Source organism: Echinicola salinicaeni (genome assembly GCF_014280965.1).
Classification (GTDB): Bacteria; Bacteroidota; Bacteroidia; order Cytophagales; family Cyclobacteriaceae; genus Echinicola; species Echinicola salinicaeni.
The window spans coordinates 181,257-199,108 of record NZ_JACODZ010000003.1; the positions used below are offsets into that span (position 1 = coordinate 181,257).

At 39.6% G+C, this 17,852-nt stretch carries 13 protein-coding genes; 11 read left to right on the forward strand and 2 right to left on the reverse strand.

Annotated features, from left to right (window positions below):
• Nucleotides 1-65 precede the first annotated feature (65 nt).
• Entirely contained in the window at nucleotides 66-797 is a 732-nt protein-coding gene (locus tag H7U17_RS06585) for a leucine-rich repeat domain-containing protein (protein ID WP_186755870.1), read from the reverse strand.
• Between the two features lie 249 nt (nucleotides 798-1,046).
• Complete coding sequence (bla, locus tag H7U17_RS06590) at nucleotides 1,047-1,781, reverse strand: subclass B1 metallo-beta-lactamase (RefSeq protein ID WP_186755871.1); 735 nt, start codon at nucleotides 1,779-1,781, stop codon at nucleotides 1,047-1,049.
• Between the two features lie 443 nt (nucleotides 1,782-2,224).
• Between bla and H7U17_RS06595 the strand changes: the two genes are divergently transcribed.
• From H7U17_RS06595 to H7U17_RS06645, 11 genes are all read left to right on the forward strand, one after another.
• Nucleotides 2,225-2,878 (forward strand): pseudouridine synthase, encoded by a 654-nt coding sequence (locus tag H7U17_RS06595; protein ID WP_186755872.1) that lies wholly within the window; start codon nucleotides 2,225-2,227, stop codon nucleotides 2,876-2,878.
• 137 nt (nucleotides 2,879-3,015) lie between these two features.
• The gene (locus H7U17_RS06600) at nucleotides 3,016-3,987 is read left to right on the forward strand and encodes an AAA family ATPase (RefSeq protein ID WP_186755873.1); all 972 of its coding nucleotides are present in this window, start codon (nucleotides 3,016-3,018) and stop codon (nucleotides 3,985-3,987) included.
• A gap of 187 nt (nucleotides 3,988-4,174) precedes the next feature.
• Nucleotides 4,175-5,362 (forward strand): hypothetical protein, encoded by a 1,188-nt coding sequence (locus H7U17_RS06605; RefSeq protein WP_186755874.1) that lies wholly within the window; start codon nucleotides 4,175-4,177, stop codon nucleotides 5,360-5,362.
• Between the two features lie 98 nt (nucleotides 5,363-5,460).
• Nucleotides 5,461-8,340, forward strand: a complete 2,880-nt coding sequence (locus H7U17_RS06610) for a TonB-dependent receptor (RefSeq protein WP_186755875.1) — start codon at nucleotides 5,461-5,463, stop codon at nucleotides 8,338-8,340.
• A gap of 186 nt (nucleotides 8,341-8,526) precedes the next feature.
• Nucleotides 8,527-11,781: a S41 family peptidase gene (locus H7U17_RS06615; protein WP_186755876.1), complete on the forward strand. Its 3,255-nt coding sequence runs from the start codon at nucleotides 8,527-8,529 to the stop codon at nucleotides 11,779-11,781.
• 133 nt (nucleotides 11,782-11,914) lie between these two features.
• A complete protein-coding gene (locus H7U17_RS06620; protein WP_186755877.1) occupies nucleotides 11,915-12,979 on the forward strand; it encodes a hemolysin family protein in 1,065 nt (354 codons plus the stop codon).
• A gap of 115 nt (nucleotides 12,980-13,094) precedes the next feature.
• Nucleotides 13,095-14,210, forward strand: a complete 1,116-nt coding sequence (locus tag H7U17_RS06625) for an AI-2E family transporter (protein ID WP_186755878.1) — start codon at nucleotides 13,095-13,097, stop codon at nucleotides 14,208-14,210.
• Nucleotides 14,211-14,240: 30 nt separating this feature from the next.
• A complete protein-coding gene (locus H7U17_RS06630) occupies nucleotides 14,241-14,411 on the forward strand; it encodes a YqaE/Pmp3 family membrane protein (protein WP_186755879.1) in 171 nt (56 codons plus the stop codon).
• Between the two features lie 31 nt (nucleotides 14,412-14,442).
• Complete coding sequence (locus tag H7U17_RS06635) at nucleotides 14,443-15,252, forward strand: ion transporter (RefSeq protein ID WP_186755880.1); 810 nt, start codon at nucleotides 14,443-14,445, stop codon at nucleotides 15,250-15,252.
• A 55-nt stretch (nucleotides 15,253-15,307) separates the two neighbouring features.
• Complete coding sequence (locus tag H7U17_RS06640) at nucleotides 15,308-17,086, forward strand: TrkH family potassium uptake protein (protein ID WP_186755881.1); 1,779 nt, start codon at nucleotides 15,308-15,310, stop codon at nucleotides 17,084-17,086.
• Between the two features lie 27 nt (nucleotides 17,087-17,113).
• Nucleotides 17,114-17,806, forward strand: coding sequence for a potassium channel family protein (locus tag H7U17_RS06645; protein ID WP_186755882.1), 693 nt, complete (start codon nucleotides 17,114-17,116; stop codon nucleotides 17,804-17,806).
• Nucleotides 17,807-17,852 lie beyond the last annotated feature (46 nt).

Genomic DNA, 17,852 nt, shown 5'->3' on the forward strand with positions numbered 1-17,852 from the left:
GGAAAATAATAAAAAAGATAGGACGCACATAAGTTAAGCGTTCCTATCTTTTTTTGCTTAGCTGCTTACTCCGAGCACCTGTCATTAAGCATATCGGTTAGCGTGGGATTGTATTTATTTTGACGGGCTACAAATGATGTTGTTTCATTATTGTCTTTTAAAAAGTCGGTCAAGCTACAGAAATCACTAAGAGAATCATTGGAATCGATTCTCAGATCTGATGAGGAATTGATTGAGCTGAGTTGAGTAATGTCCGTTAAGTTGATATTGTTACCAATTAATAATTGTGGCACCTCCTGAAGTACTGTAAGACCATTGAGGTTTAGGAGTGATCTGTTATCAAAAATGAATAATTGGATGTTAATTTTTGATAGGCTGTTTAATCCTTCTAAATCTTCTAATGCATCATTATTAGATAATCTAAATGATTTCTCTATCGATTCTAAATTATCCAAGCCATGTAGGCTTTCCAGTGCTGGATTGTTTTCAATTTCTAAAAATTCAAGTCCTTGAAGTTTTTCCAGACCATCCAGTGATTTCAGTTTACTATTTGATTTGATAAATATTCCTTTTACACTTTCTAGGTTTTTGAGTTGCTGGAGATCTTCTATATCGTAGGTGTCGTTTATTACTAGGTTACCATTGATGGATCTGTAGGCCTGAATTTCTGCTTTGTCCAGATCAGCTTTTGAATAAATTGTCAGATTGCCTTCTAAGTGGTTAGGAAGCTCAATAGTGTCCTCTTTACCACAAGAAAAAAAACAGATTGTGATAACAATTAAAATAAGCTTTTTCATGGTTGATTTAATCTTAAAGTTAATTATTGGGTTTAATTTAGTTTCAAAATAGGGAGGTCAAATGACCAAAAAAACAAATAAAATTTTCATATAAATCTAGGTAAATTTTGTGATGTGTAAAAAGTATCCGGATAGGATTTGGTCTTTCCTTTGGATTAAAGCAATTGTTTGATTATTGATTTAATTTCGGTTAGTTGGCCATAGTTTTGGTATACTACACATAAATAACTTCTGGTAGAAATAGACAGCTTATTCTTTAAACATATCGATTGTATATTCTAATAATTCCTGACCTCCGGGCTCGCCGTGTCCTGGAATAATCATTTCAGCCTTATTATATTTTTGTTTTAAGTCCACTACCGTTTGGGGCCAGGCTATGACATTGGCATCTTCTAGATTCCCCTTTCCAGCCCCTAGCTCTTTGATCAGACAGCCTCCAAATAAGATGTTTTCATACGGGAAATAACTGATAATATTGTCCTTGCTATGTCCTTCTCCAATAAATTCATTGATCAATTCATTTTTACCTACTTTTAGTGTCAGGATTTGTTCAAACCCATTTTGTGGCAGAATTTTGTTATTGGATTTAGCCAATTCAATGGTTCTTCTACTGGCATAGGAAGGAATATTTTGCCTGTGGAATTCTCCCAAACCACCAATGCAGTCTATATGATAATGTGTGGAGACAACTCCTACTGGTTTAGATTTGAGCTTGGTTTTTATCCATTCGATTAATTCTTTGGAATCAGCTTCATTTACGGGAGTATCTACCACCAATGCTTCTCCTTCATCCATAACAATCAGTCCATTGCAGGGAACTTTGCCAAAGTCAGTAGTCTCCAGATAGGAAATGTGTAAAAAGCTGTTGGGGCTCAGTTGTTTGATGGTCAATGCTTCACTTTCATAGAGAACTTCAGGTTGATGGGGATTGCAGGCAGCTGAAGTTAGCAATAAGGATATGATGAATAGGAATTTTACTTTCATTAATTATGTAGGTTTAGCTAAGGTGGAGGATAAATTGAAAAGTATTTTTTTGGTCTTGATGATTCATTTGGCATAAATATTAGATATGTATATCCGCAATTGTACCAGTAAGTTTTACCATTCAGAACATTTGCTAAAAAGAGACCACATATCTCTCAGAAACACTAAATTAAATCTGACCCGTCCTGAAAATGGTTGACACTATTCTTCTTTAAATATAGCTAGCATTTTACTATCAAGGAAGTGTGTAGATCCGTGGAATCTCCCGATAAATCGGGACAGGCTGTGAGAAATAAGTTTACTGGTGTTAAAACGGATAATCATAATATTAGAAAACTCATCTGTTTTTTGTAAGCATCATGACAATTTATTTTGAGATGTTCCCATTTTTGTTTTTACCTCTATTATTGATCAACTTTGTGCTTCTCTAAAGAACTGTGTTTATGCCTCGATATTTTGTGATTTACAAGCCATTTGGCGTTTTGAGTCAATTTAGTGGTGAGCAGGACACCTTGAAGTCTGTCGCAGATTTTCCGAAGGATGTTTATCCTGTAGGAAGACTGGACAAGGACAGTGAGGGGCTATTGTTGATTACAGATGATAAAGCCCTAAACCATTATCTGCTCAATCCCCAGTTTGGTCACAAGCGATGCTATTTGGCACAAGTAGAAGGTGTGCCGGGAGAGGATGATATCAAGTTATTGGAAAAAGGTGTGGACATTAAAGTAGAAGGCAAAGTATATCATACAAAGCCTGCTGAAGCAGAACTGAAAATTAATGCACCTGAATTACCCGAAAGAGACCCTCCCATTCGTTATCGAAAGACGGTGCCAGATTCTTGGTTGGCATTGACCTTGACTGAAGGTAAGAATAGGCAGGTTCGTAAAATGACTGCGGCAGTAGGGTATCCTACGCTTAGGTTGGTGCGGTGGTCTATGGAAAACTTGAATATTCAGGGCTTTGATGTGGGGGAAGTGAGAGAGTTTGAGCAGACAGAAATTTATCGGCTTTTGAGGGTAAAGCAGGGGGGACTGGCCATGAAGTCTCAAAAAACCTTTCATAAGCGTAGTAAAGGTACATATAGGAAAAAGAGATAGCGGGAAATCCTTCTTTATTTTCAGGCCATGTTAAATTGTGTTAAATGGCAATTTATTCTAATTTAGGCTTCTTATTTTAGCAGGCAGCAATTGCCCTGAGAAAGAAACAGGAAAGAAAACATAAAAAAATCACGATAATGCATCAGGAAAAGATTGAGCAAGTCATCAATGAAGTGAAGAAAGTGGTGGTAGGTCAGGAGCGGATGGTCAATAGACTGTTGATAGGGCTTTTTACCAATGGCCATATCTTGTTGGAAGGGGTGCCCGGTTTGGCCAAGACCCTTACCGTGAATACCCTGGCCAAAGTATTGCATTTGGATTTTAATAGGATTCAGTTTACTCCGGATTTGTTGCCATCGGATTTGATCGGTACGATGATCTATAACCAGCAAAATGGTGATTTTGAAGTAAAGAAAGGACCGATCTTTTCCAATTTGATTTTGGCAGATGAGGTAAACCGTTCTCCTGCAAAGGTGCAGTCTGCCTTACTTGAGGCCATGCAGGAAAAGCAAGTAACTATCGGGGAGAATACTTTCCAGCTAGACAGACCTTTCTTGGTACTCGCCACCCAAAACCCGGTAGACCAAGAGGGAACCTATCCTCTTCCTGAAGCGCAGGTGGATAGGTTTATGATGAAGGTTCATATTGATTATCCACAGAAGTCAGATGAACTGGAAGTAATGCGAAGAATGGCCAATATGTCTTATAAATCTGATGTGCAGGCCATACTTTCCAAGGAGGATATATTTGATATAAGAAATAAAATCAATGAAGTTCAGGTCTCAGAGCCATTAGAACATTATATTATTGAATTGGTATTTGCCACAAGGTTCCCCGAACAGTATGGACTGCATGAAGAAGCCAAATATATTCAGTTTGGCGTTTCACCAAGAGCCAGTATCAATTTGAACCTTGCAGCAAGGGCGGTGGCCTTTATGGATGGTCGAGATTATGTGCTGCCTGAAGATATCAAGGAAGTGGCAGAAGATGTCCTAAATCACCGTATAATCCTTAATTATGAGGCTGAAGCAGATAATGTCAATACCCGAGACCTCATTCAGATTATCTTGGACAAGATACCTATTAATAAAACGGTAACATTGAAATAAGCCTATTTAAGACCTATACAAAGCCTTTGAGAGATCGAAGGCTTTTTTTTATGTTTTTTGTTAATTAAATATTAACCCCGCCTGACTTTTTTAAAAAATACATAATTGGAAAAATTCTAAAGCCCCAGAAAATTGATCCAGATTTGTGGAACAAAACAAGCAAAAAACACAAATCAATTTCATACTTATGAAAAAGTTAAACTTATTATTTGCTGTACTATTGGGGTCACTGGTAATATTTACCTCTTGTAGTGATGACAACAATGATCCAATAGTAGATCCTGATACTGAGGATGAGAATGTCATCAGTTCAAACATCACCCAAGATGTGACTTGGGAAACTGGTGAGGTATATACGCTTGCTGGTAGAATTGCTGTTGAAGCTGATGTTACCTTGACTATCGAGCCAGGTGTAATCATCAAGGGACAAGCTGGATCAGGTTCTAACGCTACGGCTTTGATCATCGCCAGAGGTGCTAAATTGATGGCTGAAGGTACTGCTGAGCAACCAATTATATTTACTTCTATTGCGGATGAAATTATGCCTGGCGAAGTTGCCAGCCCTAACTTGGATCCTAATTTGGATGGTCTTTGGGGTGGTTTGATCGTTCTTGGAAAAGCACATGCTTCTCTTCCAGGTGATGTGACTGAAGCACAGATTGAAGGTATTCCACCATCCGATTCTAATGGCCTTTATGGTGGTTCTGAAGATGAGGACAATTCAGGTGTATTGAAATATATCTCTATCCGTCACGGTGGTGCCAATATCGGTGAAGGTAATGAAATCAACGGACTTACTTTAGGAGCTGTAGGTTCTGGAACTGTAATCGAAAATATTGAGATCGTCTCTAATCAAGATGATGGTATTGAGTGGTTCGGTGGAACTGTATCTGTTAAAAATGCGATTTTCTGGGGCGTAATGGATGATGCTGTAGATGCTGACCAAGCTTGGAACGGTACTTTGGATAACTTTATCATCGCTCAAACTGAAGATTCTGGAGACAATTGTTTTGAATTGGATGGTCCTGAAGGTAATTACAAAGATGGTAACTATACCCTTACCAATGGAACTGTGATCGCAGGTGGTTCTGCCAAGTTGGTGGACAATGATGATAATACCAATGTGGATCTTTCCAATATTTACTTCACTGGAATTACTAACCAGGTATTTGATCAAATGCCAACTGTAGCTTCAAATGTATCTAATCTTGAAGTAACCCTTCCTGAAGGAGTTACTGTAGCGGATCTTTTCCTAGATGGTTCTGATGCTTATGTAACTGCAGTAGCTGAAGGCGCCAATACAGTAGGGGCTGACAAGTCTGCCTTTGCTGGATGGTCTTGGACTGCTGTGTCAGGTTCGCTTGATGACTTATAATAATACTTTCTAAATATTCAGAAGGAGCCAAAGCAGGCTCCTTCTACCCTTTACTTTTTCATCTTTATAATCGTTAGCTGTAACTTAAAAATATTAAAATGAAAAAGCTTATTGTGGCTATTGCCCTAGTGGTATTTGCTGCTATTCCTACCCTTACCTTTGCTCAAGAAGGTACCCTAAGAGGAAATATTATCGACGAAGGTTTAGGAGAGCCTTTAATTGGGGTTTCTGTTTTGGTAAAAGAAACACAAACCGGTGCTGTTACGGATCTGGATGGAAGTTTTGAAATTAAATTGGCTCCAGGAACATATTCTATTGTTGCTTCCTTTATTTCATTCAACAAATTAGAAATCAATGCTATAGAAATTAAGCCAGGAGAGGTGACGGTTTTGTCTGACCTTAAAATGGCTGAAAGTGCTGCAGAACTGGAGTCAGTAGTGGTCTCTGCACAAGCTATCAGGACTACAGAGGCAGCTTTGATGACAGTAAAGAGAAATGCAGCCAATATGATTGACGGTATTTCTGCCTCAACCTTTAAGAAAATTGGAGATAGTGATGCTGCTTCAGCCATTAAAAGAGTGACAGGTGTCTCTATTGAGGGCGGAAAGTACGTTTATATCCGTGGTCTAGGTGACCGTTATACTAAAACCGTATTGAACGGGGTGGATATCCCAGGTCTTGACCCTGATAGAAACTCTATTCAGATGGATATTTTCCCAACTAATGTAGTGGACAATATCATCGTTTCTAAATCCTTTACCAGTAACCTGCCTGCCGATTTTACTGGCGGTGTAGTGGATATTGAAACCAAGGATTTTCCTGAAGAAAAAACATTTAAAGTAAGTGTGAGTGGTGGTTATAATCCATCTATGCACTTCAATAGTAACTATTTGGGCGTTAAGGGATCCTCTACAGATTTCTTAGGCTTTGATAATGGATTCAGAGATATCCCAACTGGCGGAAGAACTGATATCCCTCAATATGCAGAAGTAGTAGGTAACCCTAACGGGGCTAAAGGTCAGGAATACCAGTCCATACTAAGAGGTTTTAATCCAACTATGGGCGGAGATCGCAAATCCAGCCTGATGGACATGAGTGTAGGTGTTTCTTTTGGAAACCAAGTGGCTGTAGGAGCGAATAAGCTTGGGTATAACCTTGCTTTGACTTATAGCAATGAAACCTCTTTCTTCCAAGGTACAGAATATAACCTTTATGGTAAGGCAAGTGATGGAAATGAATATGAATTGGTAGGCCTTGAAAAACAAAAAGGAGACTATGGTGTCAATAATGTGCTTGTGGGTGGTTTAGCTGGTGTGGCTTATAAAACTGGACTTTCCAAGTTTAAGTTGAACTTGCTTAGACTTCAAAATGGTGAATCTAAAGTGGGTGAGTTTGATTTTGAGAGCAATAACGTTGGAACTACTTTCAATGCGAATCAGTACAATATCGAATATAGCGAAAGGTCTTTGACCAATATCCTTTTAAGCGGTGAGCACAAGTTGGGACCTACAAACGATTGGTCTGTTAATTGGAAATTATCTCCAACTAGGTCTATCATCAATGATCCTGATGTACGTTTTGCTAGGTTTAGATCAACCAATAATTCGATTTCTACAGAAGTTGGATTGCCAGAAAGAATTTGGAGATCTTTGGAAGAGGACAATGCAGTAGGTAAGTTGGATATTACCAAAAACTTCACCTTCAATGATAAAATGGCCAAATTGGGATTTGGTACCAGCTATGCTTATAAGCAAAGGGATTTCTTGATCCAAAGTTTCCAATTCCCTGTAGGTAACACGACCTTCAGCGGAGATCCAAATGATATTTTCAGTGAAGAAAATTTATTCTCAGCAGATAATATCAATGGTGTAAGATACAGCCCATTGTTTATTCCTAATAACCCAAATGAGTACAATGCTAGCGTCAATAATATTGGTGCTTATGTCAATGCAGAGGTTAATCCTGCAGAGAAATTGAAAGCTATTGTAGGTTTGAGAATGGAGAAATATGACCAGTATTACACTGGATCGAATCAGAATAATACTATTGTATTTGACAATGAAAAGGTATTGAATGATTTGGACTTGTTCCCAACATTAAACTTGATCTATAGTCTGTTGGATAATCAGAATTTAAGATTCTCCTATTCAAGAACTATTGCGAGACCATCTTTCAAAGAGCTTTCTTTTGCTGAAATTCTTGACCCGATTACTGGTAGAACCTTTATTGGTGGATTGTTTGAGGAAAAAACAAACGGAGGCAAAGAGATCCTTTGGGATGGTGATTTGCAGGCTACCAGAGTGAATAACTTTGATGCAAGGTGGGAAGTATTCCCTAAGAGAGGGGAGATTTTCTCTGCCAGTGCATTCTACAAAATGTTCGCTGACCCTATTGAGATGGTTCAGTTCCTTTCTGATCCAGGTGCATTCCAGCCAAGAAACGTTGGTGATGGATCAGTAGCCGGTTTGGAATTGGAGTTGAGAAAATCATTGGATATCATCAGTCCTGCTGCGGAGAATTTCTTCTTCAATGCCAATGTCACTTTGGCCAAGTCTACTATTCAGATGTCAGAATCTGAATTGAGATCTAGACAACTTTCAGCCAAAGAAGGAGAGGAAGTTTCTTCTACCAGGGATATGGCTGGGCAAGCTCCTTATATTATCAATACTGGTGTGGCTTATGAAAGTTGGGAAAATGGACTTGAAGCAGGGATCTTCTATAATGTACAAGGGCCTACACTGACGTATATTGGTTTTGGAAATAGAACGGATACTTATACTGTACCTTTCCATAGCTTGAACTTGAATATTAATAAGAGCTTTGGTGCTGATGAAAGATTCCAAACTGGTCTTAAAGTGAGCAATTTGCTAAACCAAGAGAGAAAGGAAGTGTTTAAATCTTATCAGGCACAAGACCAGATATTCAGTAGGTTGCAGCCTGGCACTAAGATCAGTGTTAAAGTTGCTTACTCTTTCTAATAGCTGAGATTTTAATAAAAAGTAATTAACCTTTATAGTATTTAAAACGCGGGCAGCAATGTCCGCGTTTTTTTATTACTGGTCTTTAGTTTTTTATATATTTGATAAGCCCTGAAGGTTTTTGTTAAAGAATGTCTAACAATATTTTCTAGGGCGTCAGTTTATTTTTCCTAAAACCCAATGATTATGTTGAAGAGATTAAGCAAGCTGCTTGGGCTCGCATTATTAATTCCAGGGCTTAACTATGCCCAGATAGATGCAAAAATCGCTCAATATCCAGATGTTTCGCAAAGCCAGATTACTTTCAGCTATGGAGGTGATATATGGGTTGTGCCTAAAACAGGCGGATTGGCCTATCGGCTCACGACTTCCAAAGGAACGGAAGCTTTTCCTAAGTTTTCTCCAGATGGGAGTAAAGTGGCCTTTAGTGGGATCTATAATGGAAATGTGGATGTCTATGTGATGCCTTCAAAAGGTGGGGTGCCAGACCGACTTACCCACCACGGAATGAGTGACCGCGTGACAGATTGGTATGCTGATGGGCAGCACTTATTGTTTACTTCATCGCGGGAAAGTGAAAAACAGCGCTTCAGTCAATTTTATAAGGTTGCTATTCAAGGAGGCTTGCCCGAAAAATTGCCGGTTCCCTACGGAGAGTTTGGGATGGTTTCACCTGATGGGCAGCAAATAGCCTATACACCTAAGAGTAGGGCATTCAGGACCTGGAAGCGATACAAAGGTGGGATGGCTACCGATATATTCCTATTTAATCTAGAAAGCCATGATTCGGAAAACATCAGCAACAGTATCTACAATGATGAATTTCCCATGTGGACCAAAGATAAAATCTATTTCCTTTCTGACCGTGGAGCATCACAGCGTAATAATATTTATAGCTATGACCTGACAAGTAAAACAATAGAGAAGGTGACTGACTTTACAGATTTCGATGTGATGTTTCCTAGTATTGGTCCTGAAGAAATCGTGTTTACTGCTGGAGGAAAAATTTATTTATTGGACCTGACATCAGAGGCTTATCAAGAAGTACCCGTGCAAGTCAGTACAGATGTGGCTACTTTGATGCCAAGAAAAGAAGCAGTAAAAGGCTATATACAAAATGTTTGGCCTTCATATGATGGGAATCGAGCGGTTTTTGAAGCTAGGGGAGAACTCTTTTCTGTCCCAGCCAAAGATGGTCCAGTTATCAATCTTACGCAATCTTCAGGAGTGGCAGAGCGCTATCCAGCCTGGTCTCCGGATGGGAAGTATATGGCCTATTGGAGTGATCGGTCAGGGGAATATGAACTTATGGTCAGAGATCTGGAAAAAGGGACGGAGGAAAAGACCCTTAGCTCCTACGGTGAAGGATATAGGTATCAGCTTTTTTGGTCTCCGGACAGTAAAAAGCTAGCCTTTGTGGACAAGGCCATGGATATTTATATCTACGACCGTGAAAGTGATGAAACTACCCATGTAGATAAGCAGAAATATTTGTACCAATATTCTCTAGCCAACTATACAGTATCTTGGTCACCAGATAGCCGTTATCTTGCCTTTGAGAAAAATTTAAACAATTTGCATAATGCCATTGCCCTTTTTGATACCAAGGAGGAGAAGCTGCATCAAGTTACCTCAGGCTTTTATAATGACAGCAATCCAGTGTTTGATCCGGAAGGGAAGTACCTGTATTTTTTCACTAACAGGGATTTTGATCCTATTTACAGTGATTTTGAAGGAACCTGGGTTTATGCAAATGCAACTGAAATAGCTGCATTACCATTGAGCAAAGCGACCAGTTCTCCACTGGCGCCTAAGAATGATACAACAAGCGTGAAGAAGGAAGAGTCAAAGGAAAAGAAAGATAAAAAAGACGATAAGAAAAAGAATGGAGATGGTGAGGAGGAAAAGGCTTCTGTGGACATAGATTGGGATGGACTTGAACAGCGAATGGTTATCCTTCCTCCTTCAGCAGGGAATTACAGCCAGCTTGCCGCGGTAAAAGGAAAAGTACTTTACCTCAAACGCCCTACAAATGGGGATGAATCCAGTAAGGTGGCCTTGGCCTATTATGATATCTCAAATCGGGAAGAAAAAACAGTAATCGAAAATGTTCGTGATTATCGTGTAGCTGCAAATGGTGAAAAAGCCTTGGTGGTTTCCAATGGTTCTTTTGGTATGATTGAAATTGGAGAGGGGAAAAAGCTGGAAGATAAGATGCCAGTGGAAAGGATGGAGATGACCTTAGTGCCGAAAGAAGAGTGGAGACAGTTGTTCAATGAGGCATGGCGATTGGAAAGGGATTTCTTTTATGACCCCAATATGCATGGTGTGGATTGGGAAGCTATGAAAGATCATTATGGACAATTGATAGACCATGCCATTACCCGAGAGGATGTAAATTATATTATTGGGGAATTGATCGGGGAGATCAGCGCTTCACATACCTATCGGGGAGGAGGTGATACGGAGAGCGTCTCGACAAAGTCTGTTGGGTATTTGGGCATCGACTGGGGAGTCAAAGATGGGGCCTACTATGTGAAGAAAATCGTTCGTGGAGCCCCTTGGGACAATGAGGCTCGTTCGCCTTTGGATGAGGCTGGTGCGGATATCAGTGAAGGTGACTTTATCCTTGCTGTCAACGGGATTCCAATGGACATGGAAAAAGACCCTTGGGCGGCATTTGAGAACCATGCAGGTGAGACAGTGGAGTTGACAGTAAATGGTAACGCAAGCTTGGATGGCGCTCGAAAAGTGATCGTAAAGACCTTAAAGGATGAAACTCGTTTGAGGAATCTGGCTTGGATAGAATCCAATAGAAAGCGGGTGGAGGAAGCTACGGATGGGCAGATCGGCTATATTTATGTGCCTAGTACAGGGCTGGATGGACAGCAGGAACTGGCGAGGATGTTTTATGCCCAGCACAATAAAAAAGGGTTGATTGTGGATGAGCGTTTCAATAATGGTGGACAGATTCCTGATCGCTTTATTGAGTTATTGAACAGGAAGCCATTGGCTTTTTGGGCAGTAAGAGATGGAGAGACCTGGCAGTGGCCTCAAGTGGCCAATTTTGGGCCGAAGGTCATGTTAATCAATGGCTGGAGCGGGTCTGGAGGTGATGCCTTTCCGGATTATTTTAGAAAGACAGGCTTAGGGCCATTGATCGGTACCAGAACCTGGGGAGGACTGATAGGCATATCGGGCGCACCTAGTCTAATTGATGGTGGCGGAGTAACAGTGCCAACTTTCCGAATGTTTGATGCTGATGGCAAATGGTTTGAAGAAGGCCATGGGGTGGATCCGGACATAGAAGTCAAAGAAGACCCCACCGCGCTGTCAAATGGGCTTGACCCACAATTGGAAAAAGCCATAGAGGAAGTTTTAAAAATGCTAAGTGAAAATCCTCCAGCCACACCAACTGTACCTGCATATGAAGAGAAATAAATCAGGGTATTAGTTTTAAAGACAAATAGTATTCATGCCATGATATCAAGTCATGGCATGAATTTTTATCTTCAAATTGATGGTACTATTTATTTTCATTAATTTAAATGAAGATTCCACATAAGTAGCTTCTATGACCTTATTGATTCTCTATCTCTTTTTAGCAATTGGTATTTCATTTTTATGTTCAGCCTTAGAAGCGGCATTGCTAAGTATCACCCCTTCTTATATCGCTACTCAAGAGCAAAAGGGAAAGAAATACGCCAAACAGCTTAAACATCTCAAGGAAAATATCAACCAGCCCTTGGCAGCGATACTCTCTTTTAATACCATTGCACATACGGTAGGCGCAGCGGGTGTGGGTGCCCAGGCCGTTGAAGTTTTTGGTCAGCAGTATTTTGGTTGGATTTCAGCAGGACTGACCCTAGCTATTTTGATTTTTTCCGAAATCATCCCCAAATCTATTGGAGCTAATTTTTGGAAGGAGTTGGCCCCATTTATTGGGGGGATTTTGCGCTTGATGATCATTGGGCTTTATCCATTGGTCAGGGCATCTGAATTACTTACCAGGGTTTTTAAATCTGAAGAACAGCATACCATGAGCAGAGAAGAATTGTCTGCAATGGCAAGCATAGCCACCAAGGAAGGAGTATTTCATGAAGGGGAATCAAAGATTATTCAAAACCTCATACGGTTTCGTTCTATTTTGGTGAGCAGTGTAATGACACCACGGACCGTAACTGTTGCGATGGAAGAAAATGAAACAGTAAAGGATTTTTATGCCATGCCTGATTCGAAGCGGTTTTCCCGATTTCCAATTTACAATAAAACCATAGATGATATAACAGGTTATATTATCAAGCATGATGTGCTTGCAGCTATGGCAGAGGACCGTTTTTCGATGAAATTGAAGGAGTTGAGTAGAGAAATAGCTTTGGTTTATGAGCATTATCCCATTCCTAGGGTCCTTGAAATGATGCTAAATAAAAGGGAGCATATTGCCCTAGTAGTAGATAAATATGGGGGCATGTCTGGAATTGTTACCTTGGAGGATATATTGGAGACGCTTTTGGGACTTGAAATTCAGGATGAAAGTGATGAGGAACAAGATATGCAGGTATTGGCGAGAAACAAATGGGAAGAGCGGGCGAAGAAAATGGGTATAATAATTAATCATCCCGGTGAGAATATTGACTAATATTAAGTAATATTTGTATGTCTATTAAGTGAATTGGTGCTTTTGAAGGTGTTCGGTATAGGTTTTGATAATTAGATTCACATTAACAAAAGCGTTTTATAAAGCGATTATTTTTATGGAGAAAAAATATCCGAGTAGTATTATACTTGCAGCCAAGTTGATTGTTTTATTTTTGACAATAGCCTTGGCTTATTTCCTAAAGGGGGTGCTGGTTCCTTTGATGTTTGCCTTGATCATTTCCATCATGTTATACCCTTTGTGCAATTTGTTGGAAAAGTGGAAGATTCCTAGGGCCGCAGCATCATTGATTTCCGTGATTTTAGCATCTTTGGTACTTTCTGGAATTATTTATTTTATAGTTCACCAGGTAATCATTATTGGCAAGGATGGCAGTGAGATAGCCTCAAATTTCGGTAATATCTATAACAAAATTAAAATGTGGTTTGAGGCAACTTTTGGTCTTCAACTAGGAGAATTGGCCAATAAGCTTAAGGATGAAGCGGAAAATTCTATTGCCAATATAGGGAAATACATCACTTCTGTATTTAGTTCTGCAGGGGGAACCCTTGCGAACGGTATTCTAATTCCCTTGTATTCATTTTTCTTATTGTATTATCGGGATTTCTTTAGGGATTTTCTTATTCAAGCCGCCAATGGTGCACCAGCAAAAAAGGTGGTAGAAACATTGGAGCGGGTATACCATGTTATTCAAAACTATCTGTTAGGATTACTTATAGTGATGGGTATAGTTGCTGTTTTGAATACAGCGGGACTGTTGATTATGGGAATTGAGCATGCTTGGTTTTTTGGGACCTTGGCAGCATTTTTAATCTTATTGCCCTATATTGGCGTTGCCATTGGCTCCATTATTCCTGCAGTTTTTGCATTGGCTACCATGGAAAGTTATTGGTATGCCCTAGGAGTGATCGGCTGGTTTCAGGTAGTACAGTTCTTGGAAGGAAATTTTATAACACCGAATATTGTCGGGGGAAGCGTGAGTTTGAACCCTTTAGTGGCCATCATTTCCCTGCTTTTAGGAGGAATGCTTTTTGGCTTGGCTGGTTTAATTCTCGCCATTCCCATGGTTGCAGTCATCAAAATTGTATTTGACATGGCTGAAGCCACTCAGGCTTTCAGCTTTTTGATAGGAGAACCTGATGAAGACCATCTAAAACGGGATAGTGATGATTTCATTCGTGAAAAATATGGTCTTAGCAAAAAAGAAAAATAAATTTATTCTATACAATATTATTAAAGAGCTATGGCAAGTTTCATCAGAATTTTATTTGCGATTTTCCTTCCTCCTGTAGGGGTATTCTTGACTGTGGGCTTGGGCAAATCGTTTTGGATCAATATTCTATTGACCCTTTTGGGATTTATACCAGGTATAGTGCATGCTGTATGGGTAATAGCTAAAAACAGCGATAAATAAAGTTTATATAGTGTAATATCAAGGTGGTTTTATGGGATTGACCAGAAAAAGACTGGCGCATATAGTATTCGAATCAGATGATACGGCTTCAAAGCGATTTGATGTAGTATTGTTGATAGCCATTCTTGGTAGTGTGACGGTGGCTGTTTTAGATTCAGTAAGTTCACTCCATGATGCGTTTGGTACATTTTTTTATTTGTTGGAATGGGCCTTTACACTGCTTTTTACGGTAGAGTATCTTTTAAGGGTTTGGTTAAGTCGTAGAACTGCCGGTTATGTTTTTAGTTTCTATGGGATTGTAGACTTGTTGGCCATCTTGCCGACCTATATCAGTTTGGTGGTGATCAATAGTCATTTTTTGACAGTAGTCAGGGCATTACGCTTTTTAAGGGTGTTAAGGGTCTTGAAGTTGGGTCGGTATATGCGGGAAGCCCAGGTGCTATCCGATGCGCTGTATAATAGCAGGATGAAAATACAGATCTTTCTGGGATCAGTGGTGACGATTGTTTTGGTCATGGGAACAGTGATGTTTTTTATTGAGGGACCTGAAAGCGGTTTTACAAGCATTCCTATGGCCATGTATTGGGCCATAGTCACGCTTACTACGGTGGGTTATGGGGATATTTCTCCGATGACTCCGCTTGGGCAGTTTATGGCCTCCTTGATTATGCTTTTGGGTTATGCCATTATTGCGGTTCCCACAGGTATAGTTTCTTCAGAAATAACAGCAGTAAACACCAAAAATAAGTTGGCCGAAGAGCAAAGGACTTGTCATGTTTGTCATGCTACAGGCCATGATAAGGATGCCTATCATTGTAAATATTGTGGGGGAAGACTGTAGTTTTGGAATCAATAGTATTGTGATTTTTATATCTTTATGGCTTGAAAAGTAGGCTATGATCCTAAATAAAACAGTGATAAAAAGGATCCTTGAAAAGATCCTGTTGGTATTGAGTCTAATAGGTTTTTTTTTGGTGATTTATGAGGAAGGCTTCAATCAGCCTTTCCTGTCAATTTCAGATTCCCATTTTGTTCTGAAAGTAATATTGACCATAATATGGACAGGGTATATTTGTCAGTTTTTTCTGGCTAAATGGGTGAAATTCAATTTCAAGAAGCTTGTTGCGGAGGTATTGTTGATATTTCTGATCAGTGTAGTATTGTTTTTTATTTTTTCAGATTTTAAGCTTCCAGGCCTGGATGCACATACTTCCGTTACCTCAGATCGGTTTTTGGTGGACTTCTTGGTTTCAGTGGTCTTTCTGATAGAATTGTCCAAATTAAGTCTGGGTGTTGGAGAATTGAAGCTAAATCCTCAAATGATATTTATTCTGAGCTTTTTGACTTTAATTGGGGTAGGGACGGTATTATTGATGCTGCCCAAGGCCACTTATGAGCCCATTCATTTGGTAGATGCCCTTTTTACGGCGACCAGTGCTGTATGTGTTACAGGCTTGATTGTTTTGGATACCGCAAAGGATTTTACCCTTTTCGGGCAATTAATTATCATGATATTGTTTCAGATAGGAGGTTTAGGTATGATGACTTTTACCAGTTTCTTTGGCTTCTTTTTTAAGGGAAACTTTAGTTTCCAAAATCAATTGTTTCTCAAAGATTTTATAAATGAAGACCGCTTTGGACAAGTTTTCAATACCCTTTTGAAAGTAATTACCTTCACTTTTTTGGTGGAAGGACTAGGAGCAGTTCTTATCTATCTTAGTTTAGACAATGGACTTTTTGAGGGGACAATGGACATGATTTTCTTTTCTGTCTTTCATAGTGTTTCTGGTTTTTGCAATGCGGGCTTCAGCATTTTAAGTGATGGACTTTATCAAGAAGGTTTTAGGCAGAACTATAATATGCAGTTGATTATTGCGCTATCCATCGTGCTTGGGGGAATAGGGTTTCCAGTAGTTTTAAGCTATTACCAATATTTAAAGCATCTGATCAAAGGGCTTTATAGAAAACTGGTTTTTGGAGAGAGTTACAGGTATGTTCCCCGCATAGTGAATATTGGTACTCGATTAGTGATGATCACTACAGGCATCTTATTGTTGATAGGCTTTGTTGTGTTCTGGGTTTTTGAAGAAGAATATAGTCTAAAAGGAATAGAAGGATATGGGAAATTCGTCACTGCATTCTTCGGAGCAGTTACCCCTAGAACTGCCGGATTTAATACGGTAGATATGACATCCATGGCCGCACCTACCATATTGCTTTATCTTTTACTTATGTGGATAGGTGCCTCGCCGGGTTCTACAGGTGGCGGGTTAAAAACCAGTACTTTTGCAGTGGCTATTTTAAGTACTTTAAGTATCGCCAAAGGCAAAGACCGGGTGGAAGTTTTTAGAAGGGAAATCTCCAATGCAACCTTAAAAAAGGCTTTTGCAGTAACCTTCCTTTCTGTAATGATGATGGGAACAACGGTATTTCTACTTAAATTATTCGATCGCGATTTGCCCCTGACCAGTGTTGTATTTGAAGCATTCTCAGCTTTTTCCACAGTTGGATTAAGTTTGGGTATTACCTCAGGACTTAGCTTTGGTAGTAAGATGGTGCTGATCGTGACGATGTTTGTTGGAAGAATCGGCATACTTACCTTTTTGATTGGGCTGAGCAGAGGGGTGAAGAACCTGAGTTATCGATATCCTGAAGAATCGGTGTTTATTACCTGATTAAGAAGAATTTTAAACAATAATCATATGAAATTTATCATTGTAGGCTTGGGCAATTTTGGGGCTTATTTGGCCGCAAGGCTCACAGATAAAGGGCATGAAGTGATCGGTATAGATAGTGATATGGCGAAGGTGGAAAATGCCAAGGACAATATTACCCATACCATTTGTCTCAATGCCACGGATAAGAATGTGGTCAAGAATTTACCTATTTCAGATACTGACGTTGTGCTCATTGCTATAGGTGAAGACATGGGAGCCTCTATTATGGCCACAGCAGTCTTCAAGGAATTGAAGGCCAGACGGATCATTAGCCGCTCCATTACCAATACTCATGAAACGGTAATCAGGGCCATTGGAGTAGATGAGATCATTCATCCGGAGGAGGAAACCGCCGAGCGTCTATCCAAGAAACTGGAGATGAAGGGTGTGATTGACAGCTTTGATATTTCTGATGGATATAATATTGTGGAAGTGACAGCTCCAAAGGAGTTTGTGGGGCAGACTATTGGGGAAACAGCTGTAAGAAATCGGTTCAATGTAAATATCTTGACCATTATCAAGATGAGAAACCGACCCAATATTTTTGGCAATATGCAAGAAAGACAGAAGGTAATGGGGGTGGTCAGTGCTCAAACGGTAATTGAGGATAATGATATTTTAGTGTTATTTGGAGAAATCAATGATATCCAGAAGATATTGGATTTGAATGAAGAATAGGAAGTGCTAAGTATCAAGATGCTAGTAGTTGGTATCAAGAAGAAAG